This window comes from Bacillus sp. PAMC26543 (assembly GCF_014250375.1).
GTDB classification, from domain to species: domain Bacteria; phylum Bacillota; class Bacilli; order Bacillales; family Bacillaceae; genus Bacillus; species Bacillus halotolerans.
On record NZ_CP060193.1, the window covers coordinates 294,283 to 319,063 of the forward strand.

Annotated in this window: 24 protein-coding genes; 18 read left to right on the top strand and 6 right to left on the bottom strand. The window is 47.4% G+C overall.

The genetic code is table 11. The features are described 5' to 3' along the window. Positions 1-99: 99 nt before the first annotated feature. On the bottom strand, positions 100-1,449 hold the full coding sequence (gene cimH / locus H7F27_RS01455) for a citrate/malate transporter CimH (RefSeq protein ID WP_185848462.1): 1,350 nt from the start codon (positions 1,447-1,449) through the stop codon (positions 100-102). Positions 1,450-2,002: 553 nt separating this feature from the next. On the opposite strand from cimH, the gene cydA reads away from it, so the two are divergent. From cydA to H7F27_RS01480, 5 genes are all read left to right on the top strand, one after another. Continuing rightward, entirely contained in the window at positions 2,003-3,409 is a 1,407-nt protein-coding gene (cydA, locus tag H7F27_RS01460) for a cytochrome ubiquinol oxidase subunit I (RefSeq protein WP_024123352.1), read from the top strand. Beyond that, a complete protein-coding gene (gene cydB / locus H7F27_RS01465) occupies positions 3,393-4,409 on the top strand; it encodes a cytochrome d ubiquinol oxidase subunit II (RefSeq protein ID WP_095712697.1) in 1,017 nt (338 codons plus the stop codon). Before cydA ends, cydB begins: the two co-directional genes overlap by 17 nt. Next, positions 4,409-6,112 carry a thiol reductant ABC exporter subunit CydD gene (cydD, locus tag H7F27_RS01470; protein WP_185848463.1) on the top strand — a complete coding sequence of 568 codons (1,704 nt, stop codon included), beginning with the start codon at positions 4,409-4,411 and terminating at the stop codon, positions 6,110-6,112. Before cydB ends, cydD begins: the two co-directional genes overlap by 1 nt. After that, positions 6,109-7,836, top strand: coding sequence for a thiol reductant ABC exporter subunit CydC (cydC, locus tag H7F27_RS01475; RefSeq protein ID WP_024123350.1), 1,728 nt, complete (start codon positions 6,109-6,111; stop codon positions 7,834-7,836). Before cydD ends, cydC begins: the two co-directional genes overlap by 4 nt. An 85-nt stretch (positions 7,837-7,921) precedes the next feature. Beyond that, positions 7,922-8,752, top strand: a complete 831-nt coding sequence (locus H7F27_RS01480) for an NAD(P)H-hydrate dehydratase (protein ID WP_101859750.1) — start codon at positions 7,922-7,924, stop codon at positions 8,750-8,752. Between the two features lie 12 nt (positions 8,753-8,764). On the opposite strand, the gene H7F27_RS01485 is transcribed toward H7F27_RS01480, so the two are convergent. Continuing rightward, a complete protein-coding gene (locus H7F27_RS01485; protein ID WP_185848464.1) occupies positions 8,765-10,138 on the bottom strand; it encodes a purine-cytosine permease family protein in 1,374 nt (457 codons plus the stop codon). A 213-nt stretch (positions 10,139-10,351) separates the two neighbouring features. Here H7F27_RS01485 and sigY point away from each other — a divergent pair, with 213 nt between their 5' ends. From sigY to H7F27_RS01515, 6 genes are read left to right on the top strand one after another with little or no spacing between them, the layout of a single operon-like run. After that, entirely contained in the window at positions 10,352-10,888 is a 537-nt protein-coding gene (gene sigY, locus H7F27_RS01490; RefSeq protein ID WP_185848465.1) for an RNA polymerase sigma factor SigY, read from the top strand. Beyond that, positions 10,881-11,198, top strand: a complete 318-nt coding sequence (locus H7F27_RS01495) for a YxlC family protein (RefSeq protein WP_185848466.1) — start codon at positions 10,881-10,883, stop codon at positions 11,196-11,198. Before sigY ends, H7F27_RS01495 begins: the two co-directional genes overlap by 8 nt. Continuing rightward, positions 11,198-11,401: a transcriptional regulator gene (locus tag H7F27_RS01500; protein WP_185848467.1), complete on the top strand. Its 204-nt coding sequence runs from the start codon at positions 11,198-11,200 to the stop codon at positions 11,399-11,401. Before H7F27_RS01495 ends, H7F27_RS01500 begins: the two co-directional genes overlap by 1 nt. Next, the gene (gene yxlE / locus H7F27_RS01505; protein WP_024123344.1) at positions 11,401-11,589 is read left to right on the top strand and encodes a sigma Y negative regulator YxlE; all 189 of its coding nucleotides are present in this window, start codon (positions 11,401-11,403) and stop codon (positions 11,587-11,589) included. The genes H7F27_RS01500 and yxlE overlap by 1 nt, the downstream gene beginning before the upstream one ends. Positions 11,590-11,595: 6 nt before the next feature. Then, positions 11,596-12,483: an ABC transporter ATP-binding protein gene (locus H7F27_RS01510; RefSeq protein ID WP_185848468.1), complete on the top strand. Its 888-nt coding sequence runs from the start codon at positions 11,596-11,598 to the stop codon at positions 12,481-12,483. Next, positions 12,480-13,256: an ABC transporter permease gene (locus H7F27_RS01515; RefSeq protein ID WP_024123342.1), complete on the top strand. Its 777-nt coding sequence runs from the start codon at positions 12,480-12,482 to the stop codon at positions 13,254-13,256. The genes H7F27_RS01510 and H7F27_RS01515 overlap by 4 nt, the downstream gene beginning before the upstream one ends. Here H7F27_RS01515 and H7F27_RS01520 read toward each other — a convergent pair. After that, positions 13,253-14,455, bottom strand: coding sequence for an MFS transporter (locus H7F27_RS01520; protein ID WP_185848469.1), 1,203 nt, complete (start codon positions 14,453-14,455; stop codon positions 13,253-13,255). The genes H7F27_RS01515 and H7F27_RS01520 overlap by 4 nt on opposite strands. Before the next feature lie 98 nt (positions 14,456-14,553). Beyond that, positions 14,554-16,197 carry a catalase KatX gene (katX, locus tag H7F27_RS01525; RefSeq protein ID WP_095712707.1) on the bottom strand — a complete coding sequence of 548 codons (1,644 nt, stop codon included), beginning with the start codon at positions 16,195-16,197 and terminating at the stop codon, positions 14,554-14,556. Between the two features lie 127 nt (positions 16,198-16,324). Here katX and H7F27_RS01530 point away from each other — a divergent pair, with 127 nt between their 5' ends. The 7 genes from H7F27_RS01530 to licH all read left to right on the top strand — a co-directional run bounded on the left by H7F27_RS01530 (position 16,325) and on the right by licH (position 22,679). After that, a complete protein-coding gene (locus tag H7F27_RS01530; RefSeq protein ID WP_095712708.1) occupies positions 16,325-16,915 on the top strand; it encodes a DNA-3-methyladenine glycosylase in 591 nt (196 codons plus the stop codon). Positions 16,916-16,943: 28 nt separating this feature from the next. Continuing rightward, positions 16,944-17,102 carry a hypothetical protein gene (locus tag H7F27_RS01535; protein WP_044159993.1) on the top strand — a complete coding sequence of 53 codons (159 nt, stop codon included), beginning with the start codon at positions 16,944-16,946 and terminating at the stop codon, positions 17,100-17,102. A gap of 166 nt (positions 17,103-17,268) precedes the next feature. Continuing rightward, complete coding sequence (licR, locus tag H7F27_RS01540) at positions 17,269-19,188, top strand: transcriptional regulator LicR (RefSeq protein ID WP_024123337.1); 1,920 nt, start codon at positions 17,269-17,271, stop codon at positions 19,186-19,188. 133 nt (positions 19,189-19,321) lie between these two features. Then, entirely contained in the window at positions 19,322-19,630 is a 309-nt protein-coding gene (gene licB / locus H7F27_RS01545; RefSeq protein WP_024123336.1) for a PTS lichenan transporter subunit IIB, read from the top strand. Positions 19,631-19,645: 15 nt separating this feature from the next. Next, entirely contained in the window at positions 19,646-21,004 is a 1,359-nt protein-coding gene (gene licC, locus H7F27_RS01550; protein ID WP_101859758.1) for a PTS lichenan transporter subunit IIC, read from the top strand. Between the two features lie 17 nt (positions 21,005-21,021). Beyond that, positions 21,022-21,354: a PTS lichenan transporter subunit IIA gene (licA, locus tag H7F27_RS01555; RefSeq protein ID WP_024123334.1), complete on the top strand. Its 333-nt coding sequence runs from the start codon at positions 21,022-21,024 to the stop codon at positions 21,352-21,354. Beyond that, the gene (licH, locus tag H7F27_RS01560) at positions 21,351-22,679 is read left to right on the top strand and encodes a 6-phospho-beta-glucosidase LicH (protein ID WP_044159985.1); all 1,329 of its coding nucleotides are present in this window, start codon (positions 21,351-21,353) and stop codon (positions 22,677-22,679) included. Before licA ends, licH begins: the two co-directional genes overlap by 4 nt. A 33-nt stretch (positions 22,680-22,712) precedes the next feature. Here the strand turns inward: licH and H7F27_RS01565 are convergent, their stop codons facing one another. Both H7F27_RS01565 and H7F27_RS01570 read right to left on the bottom strand, forming a co-directional pair. Beyond that, positions 22,713-23,804, bottom strand: coding sequence for a branched-chain amino acid aminotransferase (locus H7F27_RS01565; protein ID WP_095712711.1), 1,092 nt, complete (start codon positions 23,802-23,804; stop codon positions 22,713-22,715). A 140-nt stretch (positions 23,805-23,944) separates the two neighbouring features. Next, positions 23,945-24,703, bottom strand: coding sequence for an SDR family oxidoreductase (locus H7F27_RS01570; RefSeq protein WP_185848470.1), 759 nt, complete (start codon positions 24,701-24,703; stop codon positions 23,945-23,947). Between the last annotated feature and the right edge of the window lie 78 nt (positions 24,704-24,781).

The window sequence follows — 24,781 nt, forward strand, 5'->3', positions numbered from 1 at the left end:
TTTCCAACTATTACTATAGCATGCGGCAGGAACTTGTAAAAACACGGAAGTGCAAAAAAGCAAGCTCTTTCGTTATACGAAGAACTTGCTTGCAGCGTATCAATAAAACTGGTGTAACAGCAATAAGGTCAAGGACACTGTGATGGCCCCGCCGATTCTAGTGGACACCTGGGCAAAAGGCATCAGCTCAAGCCTTTCAGCGGCACTTAATATCGCAACGTCACCGGTGCCTCCTTGCCCTGAATGGCACGCATTAATAATGGCTGTTTCGATCGGATACATGTTCAGCCATTTTCCTGTGAAAAAGCCGACCGTCATCATTGTGACTACGACAGACAGAATCGTAATGATATTGCTGAGATTAAAGGCGGCAACAAGCTTGTCCCATGGCGTCATAGACACGCCGATTGCAAAGAGCAGCGGATAGGTGACTGCCGTTGAAAAGAAGCGGGACACGCCAAACGCGCCGTTTTCAATTGAGGCAGGGACCAGTCTGAACAGCTTGATCAAAACAGCTAACAGCAGCATGGCAACAGGGGCCGGAAAACCGAAAAAATCGTGGGCGAGCATACCGACCAAATACAAGGAAACGGCAAGGATTCCGCCGGACGCAAACAGAGAAAGGTTGAACATGTGCTGGCCGTTTTGCGATTCCTCCAGCGCAGGTGAATCTTCTGAACGGTCAACTTTACCGTTGCCGGTCCATTCCGGTTTTTTTTTGCCGATTCTGTTGAGCAGGCCCGCTAAGATGATCGCACACAGGCTGCCGAGCATGATCGATGGAAGAACAAGTGCAAACGCTTCCCCTTGAGACATCGGCATGATATCGGAATAACCGATGGACAGAGGGATGGCGCCTTCTCCAACGCCGCCAGCCATTATAGGAATCACGACGTACAGAAGGGTGTGCTGAAATCCGAGGCCGAGCAATGTACCGACAGCCAGTCCCACAATGGCGGCCGCGACAGAACCGGCGATAAGCGGTATAAAAATTTTCATAAATGCTTTTACAAGTGTTTCTCTTTTCATGCCGAGGATGCTTCCGACAACAATTCCGGCAATAAACAAATAAAGAAAGTTTGAGTTTTCTGTAAATTCCGTGGTGGGTTTGACAATATCATTTGGCAGCAGGTGATAGTAGACGACAGCAGATGGAATAAAAGTAGCAAGGATGGCCGGGCCGCCGATAGAGCGCACAATCGGTATCGATTTTCCGATTTGGGCAAAGGTAAATCCGAAAAACGCCATAACGGCAATGGATGTCAAGATGTCGCTTTTCACATCGTGATGCAATACAAAAATAGTAATTAATATAAACAGCAGGGCATATACAGGAAGCGGTATGATGCCTACTTTTATATTCATAGCTTTCGCAAACCAATTCTCTTTTCGAACCCCTTCGTGAATTGTATCCGTTTGCATTTGCAATTGAGTTTGAAGCTCTCCCATTGAAAAACCTCCCCTATTCTTGTTGCAGTGAAATTGTTCACTATGTTAAGTATACTAAAAAATTGAAATTATTAATATATTAAAAATTTACTATTCAAACTGTTTCTTCTTTATGATTCAGATGAAAAGAGACGTTCTGACTAAATTCCGGATGTGCCGGAGTGCCGAGAAACGAGTGCTGATGCCGGTCAAGCATTTTATTCGCAAGGAGCGAGGCATTGATGTACGATAATAAAGGGTCATTTATCCTAGCAGCCGTCATAAATCAGCAACAAAATAGACAATAATCCGTCACATCGTGTGGGTCTTTTTAGGTATTTCGGGCTTTATTTTTGAAGCAGATCGTTGTAAAGTACTTAATATGAACCATATAGAGATCGTGCCATTCGTCAGTCTGGCAATCTTGAATCATATTGGACGATTTTTTGACGTATTTGTGAAATATTGAACAATATTTTTTTCGTTTATTTTGTGAAATACTGATCAAAGTTTCGGTTCTGCTTGTGAAGTAGTGAACAATATAACATTCTCAACCGGAAATGGAGGATAAAGCATGAGTGAATTAGTATTAGCCCGCATTCAATTTGCATCAACAACGTTGTTTCATTTCTTGTTTGTGCCAATGTCTATCGGGCTTGTGTTTATGGTTGCATTGATGGAGACTCTTTATCTTGTGAAGAAAAATGAGCTGTACCTCAAAATGGCGAAGTTTTGGGGACACTTATTCTTAATAAATTTCGCAGTCGGTGTTGTTACGGGGATTTTACAAGAATTCCAGTTTGGACTGAACTGGTCTGATTATTCCCGTTTTGTCGGAGATGTATTTGGCGCGCCGCTTGCGATTGAAGCATTATTGGCGTTTTTCATGGAATCTATTTTTATCGGATTATGGATTTTCGGGTGGGACCGCCTGCCTAAAAAAATTCATGCGCTCTGCATTTGGCTCGTGTCATTCGGAACGATTATGTCGTCTTTCTGGATCTTAACAGCGAACTCCTTTATGCAGGAGCCGGTCGGCTTTACGATCAAAAACGGCCGCGCGGAAATGAATGACTTTGGCGCGCTGATTACAAATCCGCAGCTTTGGGTTGAATTCCCGCACGTCATTTTCGGTGCGCTTGCCACCGGGGCTTTCTTTATCGCCGGTGTCAGTGCTTTTAAACTATTAAAGAAAAAAGAAGTGCCATTCTTTAAACAATCTTTCAAACTCGCAATGATTGTCGGGCTTTGTGCAGGCCTTGGCGTCGGCCTTAGCGGACACATGCAGGCTGAACACTTGATGGAGTCACAGCCAATGAAAATGGCTGCCAGTGAAGGGCTTTGGGAAGACAGCGGCGACCCTGCCGCTTGGACGGCCTTTGCCACAATTGATACGAAAAATGAAAAGAGCTCTAATGAAATCAAAGTTCCTTACGCATTGAGCTATCTGGCTTATCAAAAATTCAGCGGCAGTGTCAAAGGAATGAAAACACTTCAGGCAGAGTACGAAAAAGTGTACGGAAAAGGCGACTATATTCCGCCTGTCAAAACGACGTTCTGGAGTTTCCGCATTATGGTTGGAGCAGGTGTTGTCATGATTCTTGCTGCGTTAGGCGGCCTTTGGCTAAACCGCCGCAAAAAGCTGGAAAACAGCAAATGGTATTTGCGCATCATGATCGCATTGATTTCCTTCCCGTTTATTGCGAACTCCGCGGGCTGGATTATGACAGAAATCGGGCGTCAGCCTTGGACGGTCATGGGTTTAATGACAACGGCTCAATCCGTGTCGCCTAACGTAACGGCGGGCTCCCTGTTATTCTCAATCATCGCGTTCGGTGTGATGTATATGATTTTGGGCGCATTGCTCGTCTTCTTGTTCATCCGTGAAATTAAAAAAGGCGCGGAGCATGATGATCATCATGATGTTCCTGTATCAACAGATCCATTTAGTCAGGAGGTATACCATGGCATCTCTTCATGATCTTTGGTTTATACTCGTTGCTGTATTGTTTGTAGGTTTCTTCTTTTTGGAAGGCTTTGATTTTGGGGTCGGCATGGCGACCCGTTTTCTTGGCCATAATGAATTAGAGCGCAGAGTGCTGATCAACACGATCGGACCGTTCTGGGACGCGAATGAAGTATGGCTTTTGACTGGTGCGGGTGCTATCTTCGCGGCGTTTCCAAACTGGTATGCAACAATGCTGAGCGGTTATTACATTCCGTTTGTCATTGTGCTGCTTGCGTTAATGGGCCGCGGGGTCGCGTTTGAATTCCGCGGCAAGGTTGATCATTTGAAATGGGTAAAGGTTTGGGACTGGGTGGTTTTCTTCGGCAGTCTGATTCCTCCGTTTGTGCTCGGTGTGTTATTTACGACATTATTCCGCGGTATGCCGATTGATGCGGATATGAACATTCACGCGCACTTATCTGATTATATAAATGTATATTCTGTACTAGGCGGCGTGACCGTAACACTTCTTTGCTTCCAGCATGGATTAATGTTCATCACGCTGCGTACGATTGGTGATTTGCAGCAGCGCGCCCGACAAATGGCGCAAAAGATAATGGGTGTTGTTTTTGTGGCGGTGCTTGCTTTCGCGGCCCTTTCTGCTTATGAGACAGACATGTTTACACGCCGCGGCGAGATTACAATACCGCTTGTTGTTTTAACTGTCATCTGCTTTATGCTTGCAGCTTTATTCATCCGCAAGAAAAAAGACGGCTGGACATTTGCGATGACAGGCGCGGGGCTTGCTCTGACCGTAGGAATGATTTTCATTTCATTATTCCCTCGGGTGATGGTCAGCTCGATTCAAAGCGCGTTCGATTTAACAGTAGCTAACGCTTCTTCCGGTGATTATTCGCTAAAAGTCATGTCAATTGCAGCATTAACGCTATTGCCGTTTGTAATCGGCAGCCAGATCTGGAGCTATTATGTCTTCCGGAAGCGCGTCAGTCATAAGGAGCCTATGACTTATTAATGGGAAAAGACCTGTTTCGATATAAAGGAATGAAGCGGATTCTCACCGTGATTACTTGCTTAACGCTGATTCAGACAGCCGCTATTATCATGCAGGCAGAGTGGCTGAGTGAAGCTGTAACCGGGCTTTTCAACGGGAAGAGCATTGCCTCCCTGTTTCCGGTGATCGGCTTTTTCCTCATCGCTTTTGTCGCGCGGCACGGGGTGACAGTGGCGCGTCAGAAAATCGTCTATCATTATGCCGCCCGGACGGGAGCTGATTTGAGGAAAAGCTTTCTCGATCAGCTGTTCCGCTTAGGCCCCCGCTTTGCAAAGAAAGAGGGGACGGGGCAAATGGTGACGCTGGCGATGGAAGGCATCAGCCAATTCCGCCGCTATCTAGAGCTGTTTTTGCCGAAAATGGTCAGCATGGCGATTGTGCCGGCTGCGGTTGTCATCTACGTGTTTTTTCAGGACCGGACTTCTGCGATTATTTTAGTTGCGGCCCTGCCGATTCTGATTATTTTTATGATTCTTCTTGGCCTTGTCGCACAGCGAAAAGCGGATCGCCAGTGGAAATCATACCAGACATTGTCCAACCATTTCGTTGATTCTCTTCGCGGATTGGAGACTTTGCGTTTTTTAGGATTGAGCAAATCGCATAGCAAAAACATTTTCCACGTCAGTGAGCGGTATCGCAAAGCGACAATGAGCACACTGCGGGTGGCGTTTTTATCTTCATTTGCTCTCGATTTTTTCACGATGCTGTCGGTGGCGACAGTTGCTGTGTTTTTAGGCTTGCGTTTGATTGACGGCGATATTTTGCTTGGCCCCGCTTTAACAGCGCTTATTCTGGCACCTGAATATTTTCTGCCGGTGCGGGAAGTGGGAAATGATTATCATGCGACACTTAATGGTCAGGAAGCGGGCAAGACGATTCAAAACATATTATCTCAGCCGGGATTCAAAGAAGAGGCACCGCTTCAGCTTGAAACATGGTCCGATGAGGATGAACTGAAGCTGTCAGGTGTCTCAGCCGGCCGAGCGATGTCTGATATTACTCTTTCATTTAAAGGGAAGAAAAAAATCGGCATCATTGGAGCAAGCGGTGCCGGAAAATCAACTTTAATCGATATTCTCGGAGGATTTTTGGAGCCCGATGACGGTGTTATCAGTGTGAATGGTTCAAGCCGTTCGCATCTGCAGGACGGGAACTGGCAGAAAAACCTGCTCTATATTCCGCAGCATCCTTATATTTTTGATGATACGCTGGCGAACAATATCCGGTTTTATCACCCAAGCGCTTCTGCTGAAGATACAGCCCGCGCTGCTTCCTCAGCGGGATTGACGGAGTTTGTAAACACTCTTCCTGAAGGGTTGGAGGGACGGATCGGAGAAGGCGGCCGGGCGCTCAGCGGCGGTCAGGCTCAGCGTGTCGCGCTTGCCCGCGCTTTTTTGGGTAACCGCCCGATTCTGCTGCTGGATGAGCCGACCGCCCATCTGGATATCGAAACAGAATATGAAATAAAAGAAACGATGCTGGATTTATTTGATGACAAGCTCGTCTTTCTCGCGACACACCGCCTCCATTGGATGCTTGATATGGATGAAATTATGGTGCTTGACGGAGGCAGGGTAGCAGAAATCGGGACTCACGATGAATTGCTGTCGAAAAACGGTGTGTACACCAAACTCGTGAAGGCACAACTGGGGGAAAGAGCATGAAGAAAGAAGAATGGATTCTGCCGTATATCAAGCAAAATGCCCGTCTGTTTGTTCTTGTTGTCTTTTTGGGTGCGGTAACGATTTTTTCCGCTGCTTTTCTCATGTTTACTTCTGGGTTTTTAATTTCAAAGGCGGCGACAAGGCCGGAGAACATCCTGCTCATTTATGTGCCGATTGTCGCCGTTCGAACCTTTGGGATCGCCCGGTCTGTGTCACGCTATGTGGAGCGCCTGATCGGGCATCATATCATTTTGAAAATCGTGTCCGACATGCGCGTCCGCCTTTACAACATGCTTGAGCCTGGCGCTTTGATGCTGCGGTCCCGTTTTCGCACGGGAGATATGCTCGGCATTTTGTCTGAGGATATTGAGCATTTGCAGGATGCCTTCTTAAAAACCATTTTCCCTGCCATCTCAGCCTTGCTTTTGTATGCTGTTTCAGTGATTGCGCTTGGCTTTTTCTCTTGGCCGTTTGCCATTTTGCTGGCGCTTTATTTGTTTGTTCTGGTTGTGCTGTTTCCGGTCGTGTCTTTGCTTGTGACGCGGGCGAAGAATGCCAAGCTGAAAAGCGGGCGAAATGTGCTGTACAGCCGTCTCACAGATGCCGTGATGGGTGTCAGCGACTGGATGTTCAGCGGCCGCCGGCATGCTTTTATTGATTCCTATGAAAGAGAAGAAAACGCTTGGTTTGAGCTGGAACGCAAAAAACATCGTTTTACAAGATGGCGGGATTTTGCCGCGCAATGCCTTGTCGCCGGCCTCATTTTGCTGATGCTGTTTTGGACGGCGGGGCAGCATGCAAATGGCGAACTCGCCAAAACGATGATTGCTGCCTTTGTGCTTGTTGTGTTCCCGCTGACAGAAGCTTTTCTGCCGCTTTCTGATGCTTTGGGCGAAGTGCCGGGTTATCAGGATTCTATCAGAAGAATGAACAAGGTGGCTCCTCAGCCTGAGGCTTCACAAACAGAGTCTGCGGCTGACAGGCTTGATCTCAAAGACGTCACTTTGGCGTTTCGTGATGTGACGTTTTCTTATGACAACAGCAGCCAAGTACTGAACCATTTTTCCTTTACGCTGCGCCAAGGAGAAAAAATGGCGCTGCTCGGCCGGAGCGGCTCAGGAAAATCAACATCACTCGCATTAATTGAGGGCGCATTGAATCCTGACTCAGGCTCGGTAACGTTAAACGGAGTGGACACGGCGCTTGTAAAGGATCAGATTGCTGATGCGGTGGCTGTGTTAAATCAAAAGCCTCACTTGTTTGATACAAGCATTTTGAATAACATCAGGCTCGGAAACGGAAAGGCGAGCGACGAGGATGTGCGCCGCGCCGCAAAACAGGTGAAGCTGCATGATTACATTGAGTCGCTGCCTGACGGATATCATACTTCAGTTCAGGAAACCGGAATCCGATTTTCAGGAGGAGAGCGGCAGCGGATCGCGCTCGCCCGGATTTTGCTGCAGGATACGCCGATCATTATACTTGATGAGCCTACAGTAGGCTTGGACCCTATCACGGAACGCGAACTGATGGAAACCGTGTTTGAGGTGCTGAAAGGTAAAACGATTCTTTGGATTACGCATCACTTGGCGGGAGTGGAAGCAGCCGATAAAATCGTCTTTCTTGAAAATGGAAAAACAGAAATGGAAGGAACACACGAGGAACTGCTGGCGACGAACGAACGGTATCGCCGTCTTTATCACCTCGACGTTCCTGTAAAATAAAAGACAGCCTCTGGGGCTGTCTTTTTTGTTTGAAAAGGAAGTAGTGCAGGAAAAATAAGAAGAGATAATAAGAGGAGGTATGGATATGAATGTTCCGATTTGGACGGAAGAGCATGTAAGGGCTGCGCTCCCTGAAAGAGATGCAGCGAGCCATAAAGGTACGTACGGTACGGCTTTGCTGCTGGCGGGAAGCGACGACATGCCGGGCGCTGCGCTTTTAGCCGGGCTTGGTGCCATGCGGAGCGGTCTCGGCAAGCTTGTCATCGGCACGTCTGAAAGCGTGATCCCGCTGATCGTTCCGGTTCTGCCGGAGGCCACGTATTGGCGTGACGGCTGGGAAAAAGCGGCGGGCTCTGGCCTTGAAGAGACGTACCGGGCAATTGCGATCGGTTCGGGGCTTCCGCAAACAGAGAGGGTGCAGCAGGCCGTTGATCATGTCCTTGAGAAGGATTGCCCCGTTATTTTGGATGCCGGGGCGCTGACAAAGCGCACGTATCCGAAACGGAAGGCGCCCGTCATCCTTACGCCGCATCCAGGTGAGTTTTCCCGAATGACAGGGGTTCCGGTGAAAGACTTACAAAATAAAAGAGCGGAATATGCCAAGGAGTGGGCGGTTCAGCTGCAAACGGTGATCGTGTTAAAAGGAAATCAAACCATCATCGCGTTTCCCGATGGCGACTGCTGGAGCAATTCGACCGGAAACGGGGCACTCGCCAAAGGCGGAACCGGCGACACACTGACGGGAATGATATTGGGCATGCTTTGCTGCCACAAAGACCCGAAACATGCCGTATTAAATGCCGTATACTTGCACGGTGCATGCGCCGAGCTTTGGACTGACGAACACTCTGCTCATACGCTGCTCGCCCACGAGCTCTCTGACATGTTGCCTCGTGTGTGGAAACGATTTGAATGAAAAAAGCTGTCTTCATAGGGAAGACAGCTTTTCTTGATAAGCCGCTCGTTTTTTCAGGCGCGGTTTCATGAGTACATAATATAGAACAGAAGGCACGGCTAAGCCGATAATCCATGCAATATCCCCGCCGCCAAACATTTTTGCCAATGGCCCGATGTAAAAGGATGTATTGATAAACGGAATTTCTAACAAGATGGACAGAATGAAAGCAATCGTTGTGATCCAATTGACTCTTCCATATGGCCCGTTGACATCAAACATCGCTTTGACCTCATAGTTCCCGTGGCGGACGAAGTAGTAATCCACTAAATTGATCGCCGTCCATGGAATTAAGAAATAACTGATAAAAAAGATAAAATTCAAAAACAGCTCCATAAAATTACTTTGCCCGAGAAGGCTTAGGACTGTTCCGACGATTGTGACGCCAAGGATCATGATGATTCTGATTTTCGGTGTGACTTTTAATTTCAGAAACGGCTCAAGCGTAGTCGTCGTGGACATAAAAGCTCCATACAAGTTAAAGACATTAATCGCCATCTGGCCAAATAAAACAATGATCAGCATAATGAACGAGAAGGGACCGAACAATTGCACAATCTGGGTCCCTGAGTTTGTCGTAAAATCAGGAAGTGCCGTGGTCAGCAGCGCGCCGAGCAGCATCATCCAGATGGAGCTGACAGATGTTCCTGCATAGCTGTACCAAAACGTTTGGGACGCCGGTGTTTTAATTGGCAGATATCTGGAATAATCGGCGACATAAGGCGCATAGGCAAGCTGCCAAGTTGCTACGGCGCTGACTGCCACCAAGAAAACGGGCAAGTCGATCGTCCCGGGCATCCAGCTGCCTGCCGGAATCGGTAATTGGAAAATGAGTATCGTTGCAGCAAAAAATACGGCAAAAGAGGTCCAAGAAAGGATTTTTTGCATTTTGTGAATCAAATCATGACCGAAAATGGTGAGTAAAAAACATGCGGCGCTTAAGCCTATAATGCTCCATGATCCCGGGATGGGAACAAAGCTGCTTAAGGTCCCGGCCGCCAGAATTGTACTGCTTGCGAAGAAACCAAGGTAGATAAACATGACTAAGAAGAGGGGAAGAATCGCTCCGATTACGCCGAATTGGGCACGGCTTTGAATCATTTGCGGGATGCCGAGCTGGGGTCCTTGCGCGGAATGAGAAGCCATAAATATGGCACCAATTAAGGTTCCGCAAATAATAGCGGCAACACTCCAAAACAGATTAAGTCCCATTGCAACGGGAAGAGTACCGGTCACTAACGTGGTGATATGCATATTGGCCCCGAACCATACGGGAAATAAATCTTTTGCTTTACCATGTCTTTCTTCATTCGGAATATATTCAATCGTTCGCCTTTCTACTTTCAATGCATCGTCCTCCATATATAATGAAATTTTGAAATAGACATAAAAACATAGCTTAACAGACTGTACTTCGCTTTACAAATTTAGATGTTCACGAAAACTGATGAGAGGCCAGTGAAGTCAATAGATCAAAAGAATTATAAAAAAAGTTGAACGCTCTGGAATCCGGTGTCGTCTCATAAGGCAAGATAACAAAAAAAGGGGGGATCGCGGCCGTTGGATACAAATGAAGAACAGCAATTGATTCAGCAGGCGAAAGAGGGAAGCGACGAGGCGTTTACAGCCCTTTTTCAGCATTATTATTCTTTTCTATATAAATACTTGTTAAAGCTTTCCCTTCACCCTGACGTTAGCGAGGATCTAGTTCAGGAAACCTTTCTGAAAGGATACGTCCATCTGGGGAGTTTTCAAGGCCGATCCAAATTCTCCACTTGGCTGATCTCTATCGCGTCAAGACTCTACCTTGATCACCAGAAAAAGAGGAAGAGAGAATGGAAACGAAATCAGGCTGTTACAGAGGAAACGATACGCAAGATCAAATGGGATGTGTCAATGAAAGGCTCTGAGTGGAGCGAGACGCTTGATCTCTTTTCTCAGCTTGACCCGAAGCTGCGCACGCCCGTTTTATTAAGGCACTATTACGGCTATACCTATGCTGATATCGGGCTGATGCTGCATATCAAAGAAGGCACGGTAAAGTCCAGAGTCCATAAAGGGCTCCAGCAAATCAGAAAGGAGTGGACTGATGAATAAAGAAAAGCGATCTGTTCATTTAAAATCGGAATTGCAGAAAATTGACCAATGCGCCAACCCGAATATACCGAGTCAAAAAGAATTGCTTGATCAGCTGTCACAAATGAAAGCCGAACGAAGAAAAAGCGTGCTGAAAGAAGTTATCTTATTTGTGTTCTGTGCACTGATGGTGGTAAGCGCGGCGACTCTGGCATTTACTCAAGTTCCCGCTGCTTTTGTCGTGTTTCAGGTCTGTGCGCTGGCAGTCCTGCCGATTTTGATTGCGGCTGAGAAAAAACGATACCTTGGCGAACGTGAGGTGAAGCGCTGATGTCCCAAACAGATTTGACGATTTTTGTGTTTGCTTATCTCATTGCATTGGCACAGGGAATCTTTTTATTCATTGATGCGAAAAAACGGGATCGTCTGGCATGGGTGTGGGGAATTGTCGGACTGATTCAAGTGCCGATGCCTCTGATTTGCTATTACTTTTTTGTGATAAGGCCTGACCGAAAAAATAGGAGGATCAGCTAATGAATATTTCTTGGGAAATGATTGTACCGCTGATTGTGTTACAGGCCGTGCTGGCAGTGTTTGCCCTGATCAGCTGTGTGAAAGAAGAGCGGACAAATGGGCCGAAATGGATGTGGGCAGCAGTGATTATATGCATCAATATTATTGGGCCGATTTTATTTTTTACCGTCGGCAGAAAGCAAAGGTGAGCGAGCATGCTATCTATTGAGTCATTATGCAAATCATACCGGCATCATCAAGCTGTACGGAATGTCAGCTTTCAAGTCATGGAGAACGAGTGTGTCGCTCTATTAGGACCGAATGGGGCTGGTAAAACCACAACGCTTCAAATGCTGTCCGGCCTGCTGTCACCCACCTCCGGGACGATCAAGCTATATGGGGAGCAAAAGGCAGATCGCAGTATGATCGGCTATCTTCCGCAGTACCCGGCTTTTTATTCCTGGATGACGGCTAATGAATTTTTAACATTTGCCGGGAGACTGTCTGGCCTTTCAAAGAAAAAATGCCAAGAGAAAATAGGCGAAATGCTGGAGTTTGTCGGTTTGCAGGACGCGGCAAACAAAAGAATCGGCGGTTATTCTGGCGGCATGAAACAAAGGCTCGGTCTGGCTCAGGCTCTGCTTCATAAACCGAAGCTTTTGATTTTGGATGAACCGGTTTCTGCCCTGGATCCTTCAGGGCGTATCGAGGTGCTGGATATGATGCGGGAGCTGAAAAAACATATGGCTGTTTTGTTTTCTACTCACGTTTTGCACGATGCGGAGCAGGTGTGTGATCAAGTCGTGATCATGAAAAGCGGCGAGATTTCATGGAAAGGCGCTTTACAGCAGCTCAAAGAACAGCATCAAACGAATGTTTTCACTCTTACTGTGAAAGAGAAACTGAAGGGCTGGCTTGAAGAGAAGCCTTATATATCCGATGTTGTCTATATGAATCCGTCCCAAGCTGTATTTGAGCTAAGCGATACAGGATCTGGCAGGATATTGCTGAGTGATTGTATCCAAATGGGATTGACAGTCACCCGTTTTGAACAGAAAACAGAGTCTCTCGAAGACGTCTATCTTAAGGTGGTGCACGCATGAATGTCATGATGACGCTATTACAAAAGGAATGGCTGGAAGGCTGGAGAAGCGGAAAGCTGATCTGGCTGCCCATTGCGATGATGATCGTGGGGCTGACACAGCCGCTGACCATTTATTATATGCCGGAAATCATTGCGCATGGGGGGAATCTTCCAGACGGTATGAAAATCAGTTTTACCATGCCTTCCGGATCTGAGGTGATGGTGAGCACGCTTTCCCAATTCAACACGCTTGGCATGGCGCTGATCATCTTCAGTGTCATGGGCAGTGTGGCGAATGAAAGAAATCAAGGTGTAACGGCTCTGATTATGTCGCGGCCTGTGACGGCAGCCCAGTATATATTGAACAAATGGATCACCCAAAGCATGATCGGGATCGCGTCGTTTGCAGCTGGGTACGGACTTGCTTATTATTACGTCCGGATATTGTTTGAGCATGCATCGTTCAGCCGCTTTGCAGCAAGCCTCGGGCTCTACTCTCTTTGGATGATGTTTATTGTTACTGCAGGGCTTGCCGGAAGCACGATGTTTCGGTCTCTCGGAGCAGCCGCGGCAGCCGGAATTGGGCTGACGGCTGCCGTTTCCTTTGCTGTCTCGCTTTTTCCTGATGGTGCGAAATGGCTGCCGGCTGAGCTTTGCAAGCAGGCGGAGCATATTCTGCTTCATGGAGAGCGGGCGGACTTTTTCGGATGGTCGCTCACATTCTCCATTCTGTGCATCATGCTTCTGGCCGTTTTTTCTGTGTGGCGCTTCCGCCGGTATGAAAGCTATTAACTGATCAGTTTTCGCTTTGTGGCCAGCATCATCATCAAAGCGGCCAATGCCATCAATCCGGCTCCATAAAATACCTCGGCCAAACCGAAAATCTGTGCGATTTTTCCGGCGAGAAGGGGGCCGGTAAAGATGCCCAGCGCATAAAACGATTGATAAAATCCCATGGCTGACATTTTTAAACGCGCTGAGCTGATATCGACGACCCGGCTTAACAATAGGGGAAACACAAAGCCAAGCGCCAGACCGATGAAAGCATGGGTCATGCAAACTGTGAGCAATGAAGCTGAAAAAGGAACGAACATCAAACAGACTCCAATGACAGCAAAACAGATCAGCATGGTGCCATAGGCGACTCTTCCGGTAAAACGCAAAAACAAAAAGCTCAGGGTAGCCGCTGCATGAGGGAGAAAAAAGGCGCTCATCACCCAAAGCAGTTCGATGTCTCCCATTCCGAGCTGGTTCATGTAAAGCGGCGTAAAACCAAACACCGTCATAAATAGCACGGCATGAGCTGTCATAGATAGAATCGTGAAAAGCTTCAGCTTCGGCAGCCGCAATGTGTCTTTGATGTATTGCGTTATACGGAGAGACTTACGTTGCCCAGGAGAAACGGACGGATCTTTAATAAAGCAGCATATCACAAGGCCGATGCACGAGGCAGCCAGTGCCATCCAAAACGGAACCTGCCTGCCTAAATGCGCTGCTGCAAGCCCGCAGAACACAATGCTGACAAACTGAGGCATGACGGTAAAAAACTGCATGATGCCCATTGCTTTTGAGGCACTGCCATCTTTGAAATAATGAGCGTATAGAATCGTCGCCATCACCCACATGGATGCTGTAATCCCCGCGAGAAGCCGGGCGGTCAGGACGAAGAAAAAAGAATCAAACGCAAGAAAAAGCACGCTGCTGAGAATGGAACATCCAAAGCCGGCGATTAACAATGGCTTGCGCAGAGAAAATAGAATTTCTGACAGAAGCCCAAGCGGGAACCGCAGCAGGATTTGGGTCACCCCGTAGCTTCCGAGAATCATGCCGATCGCTCCGTATGAAAAGTGCAGATCCTCCAAATACAGGCTGAAAACAGGAACGTAAATATAGCCCGAAAACCAAAAACAAAATACCATGCATAAGAAAACGGCGTGATCTAAAGTGCCGATTGTTTTTTGCTGAGGAATCAGCGGCTGCTGAATTTCCATGCTCTCACCACCTCTTTCCTTCCAGTACAACACAATTTGTGGAAACGTTTCAATAGAGAAATGAAAAAACAGGACTTCAAAAAGTCCTGTTCTTGGTGTTAATACGGATCAGACGGATGGCTTTCCTGTTCAGCCTGCTCGGCGGCTTGAGCCGTTTCTGTCGTGCCAACCGGTCCGTTGCTGTTATTTTCTGAAGCCTTTTTCAGCCCTTCCGCCACGCGTTTTCCGTAGTCCGGATCGGCTTTTGTGAAATTCTCAATCATTTGCTCCTGAATTTCTTTTCTGCAGGTTGAAAGCGTATTGACCAGATTTGTGATGAGTTCAGTACGCTCAAACTCAGTAAATCTCCGGTACGTTTCACCGGCTTGTCCGAAATTGTTCGTTCTGTCGATCGTTTCCCGCTTCAGGTTACCTTCGACATGCGGGGTGTGGTCTTTACCATCTTGCTTCGCTTCCTTCAGCCCGCCCATAATCGACGGTTCATAGTTGACATGCGGATTTTGACCTTCGCCGATATCCACGCGGTATTGCATTTGCCCCCCTTGCTGGTTGGTCGCGACGTGTTTTTTCGGTGAGTTGATTGGCAGCTGCAGGTAGTTTGCGCCAACTCTGTACCGCTGCGTATCGGAATAGGCAAACGTCCGTCCTTGAAGCAATTTGTCATCAGAAAAATCAAGTCCGTCGACAAGGACCCCTGTGCCGAATGAAGCCTGTTCTACTTCAGAATGGTAATTCTCAGGGTTTTTGTTTAACACTAATTTGCCGATCGGCTTCCACGGAAAGTCCTCTTTATACCACAGCTTAGTCGGATCAAGCGGATCAAAGTCGAGCTCCGGATGCTCGTCATCACTCATGATTTGGGCATACACCTCCCACTCCGGATAATCGCCGTTTTCAATAGCTTCATACAAATCCTGTGTCGCGTGGTTGAAGTTTTTCCCCTGAATCTTTTCTGCTTCCTTCTGTGTCAGGTTGCGGATGCCCTGTTTCGGTTCAAAATGGTATTTCACAAGAACGGCCTTGCCTTCCTCATTCACCCATTTGTAGGCATGAACGCCTGAACCCTGCATCTGCCGGTAGTTGGCCGGAATGCCCCAAGGCGAAAACAAGAATGTGATCATATGTGTCGCTTCAGGAGATTGAGAAATGAAGTCGAAAATACGTTCACCATCTTGGATATTGGTCACCGGATCAGGCTGAAACGCGTGTACAAGATCCGGGAATTTCAGCGGATCGCGAATAAAAAAGATTTTCAGGTTGTTCCCGACCAAATCCCAGTTTCCGTCTTCAGTATAAAGCTTAACGGCAAAACCGCGCGGGTCCCGTAATGTTTCAGGTGAATGTTTTCCGTGATTCACCGTGGAAAAACGGACAAATGCCGGCGTTTTCTTGCCTTTTTCCTGAAAAAGCTTCGCTCGTGTGTACTTTGAAATCGGCTCGTCTCCAAAACTGCCATAGGCTTCGAAATATCCGTGTGCGCCTGCACCCCTGGCATGCACAACACGTTCGGGAATGCGTTCCCTGTCAAAGTGGCTGATTTTTTCGAGAAAATCGTAATTTTCCAGCGTTGTCGGCCCTCTGTTCCCGACCGTCCTCACATTCTGGTTGTCGGTGACAGGATGCCCCTGTCTGTTCGTCAAGGTATCCTCTGACTCGTTTTTCCCGGATGTCTTATGAGAAAGTGCATCCTCACTGCCTTCGACATTTGTGCCGTGATACTCTTTTTGATGATCATCTTTCATTGGTTGAGCCTCCTTTTTGAACGGTAACAATATTCCCTTAATGGAAGAATTTTAAAACTGAAGTTTTTTTTTAGCTGCTTCGGGAATGGTACAATTACCAAAACGAAAAAAGGAGAGTACGACATTCGTGACCAGAAAAAGAAATACGCTGCCCATCACGTTTTATCAAAAAACGGCCCTAGAACTGGCTCCTTCTCTTCTCGGCTGTCTTTTGGTAAAGGAAACGGATGAAGGGACAGCTTCAGGTTTTATTGTGGAAACAGAGGCCTATATGGGAGCCGGGGACAGAGCAGCCCACAGCTTTAATAACCGCCGGACGAAGCGGACTGAGATTATGTTTGCTGAAGCTGGCCGTGTGTATACGTATGTGATGCACACTCATACATTGCTGAACGTCGTTGCCGCAGAAGAGGATGTTCCGCAAGCGGTATTGATCAGGGCGATTGAGCCTCATGAAGGCCAGCTGTTAATGGAGGAAAGAAGGCCGGGCCGGCGTCCGAGAGAATGGACAAATGGTCCCGGAAAGTTAACGAAAGCGCTTGGCGTCACGATGAATGACTACGGACGCTGGATCACGGAACAGCCGCTTTACATTGAAAGCGGGTACACACCGGAAGACATGTCAACCGGCCCGCGCATCGGCATCGACAACAGCGGAGAGGCGCGCGATTATCCGTGGCGTTTCTGGGTGACGGGAAACAGGTACGTGTCGCGTTAGCATGTTTAAACAAAGGGGAATCAGGGGAATGGTTGAGAAAAAAGAAGGGAGAATCGGAGCTTTGAAAAAAATGATCAAAACCGTTATCAAATGGGCGCCGGTCATTTACCCGGTTGTTCGAAAAATCATGAAGGACCGCAAGGCGTCTAAACAAAAGAACATGTCCGCATCCCGAACAGCCGGCTGATCCCGGCTGTTTTTTTATGGGTCTGTTTTCCCTCTTGTCCTCCCGATGTTCATTGACTTGCATTTCTCCCCATTATAGAATTTATATACATTTCGCTTTCCCTTCACCACATCCTTTCTGCCTACTTATGTAATTCCTGCATCTATCTTGATAGGAGGTTTTTCTCATGCTGCATGGGCGACTTCGTGAAATTCTGCGCTTATTGATGGCGGCTGAAGTTCCGGTGACAAGCTCGGTATTTGCCGCACATTTACATGTGACGACGCGGACGGTCCGCAATGATATAAAGGAACTCCAAGATGTGATAAGCGGCCATGGCGCTTTGGTTCAATCGGTAAGAGGCTCGGGATACAAGCTGCGCATTCATGACGAGCAGACCTTTAGAACGCTGCTGCAAGACGTGTTTCAGCAGAAAAAGGGGCTGCCGGTATTTCCCGAGGAGAGGATTACATATCTCATGAAACGGCTGCTGCTGGCGGATCATTATCTCAAGCTGGATGAGCTGGCCGAAGAACTTTTTATCTCAAAATCTACACTCCAAACCGATTTAAAGGAAGTGAAGAAACGGCTGCTTCCTTACCGCATTGTCATGGAAACACGTCCGAATTACGGCTTCAAGCTGCGCGGAGACGAGGTGCAGATGAGGTACTGTATGGCGGAGTACATTGTTGATGAAAGAGAAACAGAAATTGATTTTCTGAATGAAAAGGCTGATATTTTGCCAAAGGAAGAAATTGAGATCATCCATTCTGTGATTATGAGAAAGATTAAAAACGACCGGATTCCTCTGTCTAACCTTGGATTGAATAACCTCATCATTCATATCGCCATCGCCTGTAAGCGGATCAGAACGGAACACTATGTTTCTCTTTTCCCGGAAGATATGGATCACATTCTGCATCAAAAAGAATACCAGGCTGCTGAAGCAATTGTGAAAGAACTGGAATCAGCCCTTAGCGTCACGTTTCCGGAAAATGAAACGGCTTATATCGCCATGCATCTTCTCGGCACGAAACGAATGACACAGCCGCAGTGCGGAGAAGGCGAATTTTCAATCGATGAAGAAACAGATCGGCTGACTGCCGCCATGATCGAAGCGGTCGACCGAGAATTAAAGCTCGGCATCCTGCATGATCAAGAGCTGAAAATTGGCTTGGCACTGCATGTAAAACCCGCGATCACCCGCAACCGGTATGGCATGAATCTGAGAAATCCGATGCTGGCAGCGATCAAAGAAAATTATCCTCTCGCCTTTGAGGCCGGAATCATCGCCGGAATCGTCATAAAAGAAAAAACGGGCATCGATATTCATGAAAATGAAGTCGGTTATTTAGCGCTGCACTTCGGCGCCGCAATTGAACGGAAGAAAACAGAAAGCCCGCCGAAGCGCTGCATCATCGTTTGTGCGTCAGGTGCGGGAAGCGCCCAGCTTCTGAGGGAAAAACTTCGCTCCCACTTCGGCAAACGGATCGATATTCTCGGCACGGCTGAATATTACAGTCTTGACCAGTTGTCTTATGAATCGATTGATTTTGTGGTCAGCACCATTCCGATCAAAAAAGAACTCCCTGTGCCTGTACTAAAGGTAAACACCATCTTAGGCGGAACCGATTTTACAAAAATAGAATCCATCCTGAATGATGAGAAAGAAAAAGCTGTCAGCTATCTCAAAAAGGATCTCGTTTTTTTCCAGAAGGATCTGCGTTCGAAAGAAGAGGTGATTCAATTTTTAGGTCAGAAAGCAGTGGACGGCGGCTATGCGAATAAGGAAATCATAGATTCTATATTTGATAGAGAAGAGATGTCGCCAACGTGCTTCGGCAACCTCGTGGCCATTCCGCACCCGCTCGTCCCGCAGACGCAAACGACATTTTGGGCCGTCTGTACGCTCAAAAAGCCGATAGACTGGGAGAATAAACGGGTTCAATTTGTTTGCCTGCTTTGTGTCGAAAAGGAAAACAAAGCGGATTTGCAAAGCATGTATAAACTGCTCGGCAGTATTTTGGATGATCCGGCAGCGGTAAGCCAGCTGTTAAAAAGCCGCACGTACCAAGAGCTCTCCGATGTGTTTGACAAAAAACGATAAACTGACAGCCTGGATATACCTTTTTTCCGTTTCCTGCGGAAAAACCTTGAGTGTTTATGAAAGCGATTTCATAATATGATGTTATCAACAGCAGGACATACAAATTCTATCAAACTCTTAGGGGGTCTTTTACATGAATATATTACTCGTTTGTGCAGCAGGCATGTCAACAAGCTTACTCGTCAGCAAGATGGAAAAAAGCGCGCAGGAACAAGGAAAAGACTATACCATTTGGGCAGTATCAGGTGATTCTGTACAAAATCATATCGATAAAGCGGATGTATTGCTCCTCGGCCCGCAAGTCCGTTACATGCTTCCTCAGCTGAAAAAACTAGGAGAATCAAAGGGTGTTCCGGTAGACGTCATTAACACAGTCCATTATGGGACGTGCAACGGAGCGGAAGTGCTGAAATCGGCTGAACAGCTTGGAAACGCGTCATAGAGAGGGGCGGGCTATGTGAATAAAGTCAATCAGTTGTTAGAAGAGAAGGTCATGCCTATAGCGGGAAGAATTGCGGGGCAGCGTCATTTGCAGGCGCTCCGTGACGGTATCATTTTAACAATGCCGCTTATTATCATCGGCTCCTTTTTCCTCATCATCGGCAACCTCCCGATTCCCGGATATGCCGATTTTATGGCAAAAACGTTCGGCAGCGCCTGGTCTGAGAAGCTCGCTTACCCGGTTGATGCCACCTTTGAAATTATGGGGCTTGTCGCCGCATTCGGCATCGCCTACAGGCTGGCGGAGAAATATGGGGTCGATGCCTTGTCAGCTGGTGCCATCTCCCTTGCGGCTTTCCTCTTAGCGACACCGTATCAAGTGCCGTTTACGCCGGATGGCACGACGAAAGAGATGATGGTCAGCGGCGGTATTCCGCTTTCGCTGATGGGAAGTAAAGGCCTGTTTGTCGCCATGATTATCGCGATGGTGTCAACAGAGATTTACCGTCTCATTATCCAGCGCAATATGGTTTTTAAAATGCCGGATGGTGTTCCGCCGGCGGTCAGCAAGTCATTTGTCGCTTTAATCCCCGGCTTTGCCGTCATCTTCCTGATTTGGGCAGCACGACTGATTGTTGAAGCGACGCCGTTTGAAAGCCTTCATAATATTGTGAGCGTTTTACTGGGAACACCACTCTCCATTCTTGGCGGAAGCCTCGGGGGCAGCCTTATCGCAGAAGCCGTCAAAATGCTTTTATGGGCCTGCGGTCTTCACGGCGCCAACATTGTCGGCGGCGTTATGGCACCGATTTGGTACGGCGCCATGGATGCCAACCGGATCGCGTTCCAAGCCGGTGAGGAGCTGCCTAAGATTTTCACCCAGCAATTTTTCGATATCTGGATCAATATCGGCGGAAGCGGTGCCACTCTTGCACTGGTTGTCACGATGTTCCTTCGCGCCCGAAGCAAACAAATGAAGCAGCTCGGAAAGCTTGCGATCGGCCCGGCGGTCTTCAATATTAACGAACCGATCATTTTCGGAATGCCGATCGTCATGAACCCGATGCTCTTGATTCCGTTTATCGTCACGCCGCTTATCACACTGACACTCACATACATCGGAATGAGCACCGGACTTGTCGCCAAACCTGCGGGTATCGCAGTCCCGTGGACCATGCCGCCGATCTTTTCAGGCTACTTGGCGACAGGAGGCAAAATATCAGGCGCGGTCATGCAAGCCATTAACATTGCCGTTTCCTTTGTTGTCTACTACCCGTTCTTCAGAATGTGGGATAAACAGAAGCTGAAAGAAGAAAACGAATTAGAGCTCGTTCAAACGCCTGCTGTTTCAGACGACAAAGAGGCGGCTTTGTAAAGAAAGGAGTGAGTCGCGTGAATGAGAAAATGGAGCAAATTATTTTTCAAATCATTCTTCACGGAGGAAACGGAAGGAGCTCCGCAATGGAAGCGATCGCCGCCGCGAAAAACGGCGACAGCGAAGAGGCGCGGAGTAAGCTTCAAGAAGCTGCGGATGAATTATCAAAAGCCCATCATTATCAGACAGAACTGATCCAAAGTGAAGCAGGCGGAGAAAAAACAGAAATGACACTGCTGATGGTCCACGCTCAGGATCATTTAATGAATGCCATGACAGTCAAGGATTTGGCGGCTGAATTCATTGAGCTATATGAAAAAATCACCGTGCAAGGGGGAGCAAGCATATGACAAAAGGATTGAAAATTGTAACGATTGGCGGAGGCTCAAGCTATACACCGGAGCTTGTGGAAGGTTTAATCAAACGGTACAAGGAGCTGCCTGTACGTGAATTATGGCTCGTTGATATTCCTGAAGGCGAGGAAAAATTGAACATTGTCGGCACGCTCGCCAAGCGGATGGTTGAAAAAGCCGGTGTCCCAATCGACATTCACCTCACTTTGGACAGGAGGGAAGCGCTGAAAGATGCAGATTTTGTGACGACTCAATTCCGGGTCGGACTGCTCCAGGCGAGAGCCAAAGATGAGCGCATTCCATTAAAATATGGCGTCATCGGCCAGGAAACAAACGGCCCGGGAGGACTCTTTAAAGGATTGCGCACCATTCCGGTCATCCTAGAGATTGCGAAGGACATCGAGGAGCTTTGTCCGAACGCATGGCTCGTCAATTTCACAAATCCGGCAGGTATGGTGACGGAGGCCTTGCTTCGCTACTCCAACCTGAAGAAAGTCGTCGGTCTCTGCAATGTCCCGATCGGCATCAAAATGGGCGTAGCGAAAGCGCTCGATGTAGATGTTGACCGGGTAGAGGTTCAATTTGCCGGATTGAATCATATGGTGTTCGGAATGGACGTCTTCTTAGACGGCGTCAGCGTGAAGGATAAAGTCATTGAAGCGATGGGTGACCCGAAAAACGCAATGACAATGAAAAACATCTCCGGCGCTGAGTGGGAGCCAGAATTCTTAAAAGCACTCGACATGATCCCTTGCGGCTACCACCGCTACTATTTCAAAACAAAAGAAATGTTCGAGCACGAGCTTGAAGCATCACAAACGGAAGGCACCCGTGCTGAAGTAGTGCAAAAGGTAGAGCAAGAGCTGTTCGAGCTTTATAAAGATCCAAATTTGGCGATCAAGCCGCCGCAGCTTGAAAAACGCGGAGGTGCTTACTACAGCGATGCAGCGTGCAATCTCATCAGCTCCATTTACAATGATAAACACGACATTCAGCCGGTGAACACGGTCAATAACGGTGCGATTGCAAGTATTCCAGATGATTCCGCTGTTGAAGTAAACTGCGTGATGACGAAAAACGGCCCTAAGCCAATCGCCGTAGGCGATCTGCCAGTATCTGTCCGCGGTCTCGTCCAGCAAATCAAATCATTTGAGCGTGTCGCGGCGGAAGCGGCTGTCACAGGCGACTACCAAACAGCGCTGCTTGCCATGACGATTAATCCTCTCGTACCATCCGACACAGTGGCCAAACAGATCTTAGACGAAATGCTGGAGGCGCACAAAGCACATCTGCCGCAGTTCTTTAACAAAATTGAAGCATAAAAAAAACCGGCCCGTTTTGGGCCGATTTTTTGTTTATTTGCTTTCAGTGAGCGTTGCGACTTCAGTCGTCCATCCAAATTCATCAGGAACTGTACCCTTTTGAATGCCTGTGATCGTGTCATACAGCTTTTTAGAGATTTCTCCCGTTTCACCGTTGTTGATCATCAGTGTTTCGTCATTCCAGATCAGTTCGCCGACTGGAGAAATAACAGCAGCCGTACCCGTTCCGAAGGCTTCTTCAAGAACGCCGTCTTTATGGGCTTGGATGACTTCATCAACGGCGATTCTTCGTTCTGATACCGGAAGCCCCCAATGCTTAAGCAAAGTAATGACGGAATTGCGCGTGATGCCCTCCAGAATGCTGCCGTTCAGCATCGGTGTCACAATTTCACCGTTGATTTTAAAGAAGATGTTCATGCTGCCGACTTCTTCGATGTATTTTTTCTCAATGCCGTCCAGCCAGAGAACCTGAGAAAATCCTTTCTCTTCTGCTACCTGCTGCGCTTTTAAGCTTGAAGCGTAGTTTCCTGCGGTTTTCGCATCTCCCGTTCCGCCTTTTACCGCACGGACAAATTCACTTTCCACAGCAATTTTGACAGGCTTAATGCCTTCTTTGTAATATGAGCCGACCGGAGAAAGGATGATAAAGAGCTTATACGTATGAGATGCCGCGACACCAAGGAAAGGTTCGGTTGCGATAATGAATGGACGGATGTAAAGGGACGTGCCCTCCGCATTCGGAATCCAGTCTTTATCAATAGCGATCAGCTGTTTTAAACCCTCAAGAACCTGTTCTTCATCAATTTGCGGAATACAGATGCGGTCATTTGATTTATTCAGGCGCTCCATATTTTTTTCCGGTCTGAAAAGCAGAACATGGTCATCCTCTGTGACGTAAGCCTTTAAGCCTTCAAACACCGTTTGGCCATAGTGATATACCATTGCGGCCGGGTCCATTGAAACGGCTTGATAAGGAATGATTCTCGGATCGTACCAGCCTTTATCAGATGCGTAGTCCATTACAAACATGTGGTCTGTAAACACTCTTCCGAAAGAAAGCTGATGTGGATCTGGTTTCGGTTTTTTGGCTGATGTTAATTCAACTCGAATCGTTTGTTTAGTCATGGTCAATCTCCCTGTTGTTAAATTGTTTATATTATCAAACTTATTTGAAAATATTTTATATTCTATTGTATACCTTCACCAAATAATCGCAATAGGTTTGCTCAAATTTGTAAAAAATTTATAAGAAAAAGCAGGAGAAATTAATTCTCCTGCGCATTCATTTGTTCAAATACTCTGTCGTAATCGGCACGGACCGCATTCCGCAGACCTTCGACACGTTCATTTGTAATCTCTTGTTTGCCTTCTTTTAAGCCGTCTAAGAAATATTGAACATATTCTTCAGGTGTAATGCCGCGGTACGTCAGACCTTGCTTATCGCGTGATTTTTGATTTAATCCCGTGTCAACCATAGGCGGCGCCATCTCGATCACTTCAACGCTTGTATCACGAAGCTGGTATCTGAGCGTGAGTGAGAAGGAGTGGAGCGCCGCTTTTGTTGCACAGTACACCGGATAAACAGCTAACGGGTTAAACGCGAGCCCGGACGTTACCTGAACAATTGCCGCTTCCGGCTGATTCATCAAGTGAGGCGTAAAAAGAGCTGATAAATGGACAGGCGCTTGGATATTCAGCTCTATTTCATCCCCGTCCACAAAGAGTTCCTCAGTCCCTTTTTTAAAGTCAATTTCCTTTTGAATGCCCGCATTGTTAACGAGAACGTTCAGCTTTGGAAATTCCTTCTGGGCCCATTTAAACAATGCCTCACGCTCCGCGCGGTCTGCGACATCGCATTGTTTTGTATAGAGGGCTGGGAGCTGTTTTTTTGCTTCTGCAAGACGTGTTTCGCTGCGTCCGCAAATGATCACTTCATTCCCGAGCTCAAGCAGCCGTTTGGCCAGTTCAAGCCCGATGCCTGCTGAACCGCCTGTGATCAAAACCGTATTGCCTGTCATCTTCATTGATGTAACACCTCTTATCAAGCTGGCTGTGATTCCTTTACTATTTCAAATCTTAGCAGGAAATATGCAGCCGCGTCC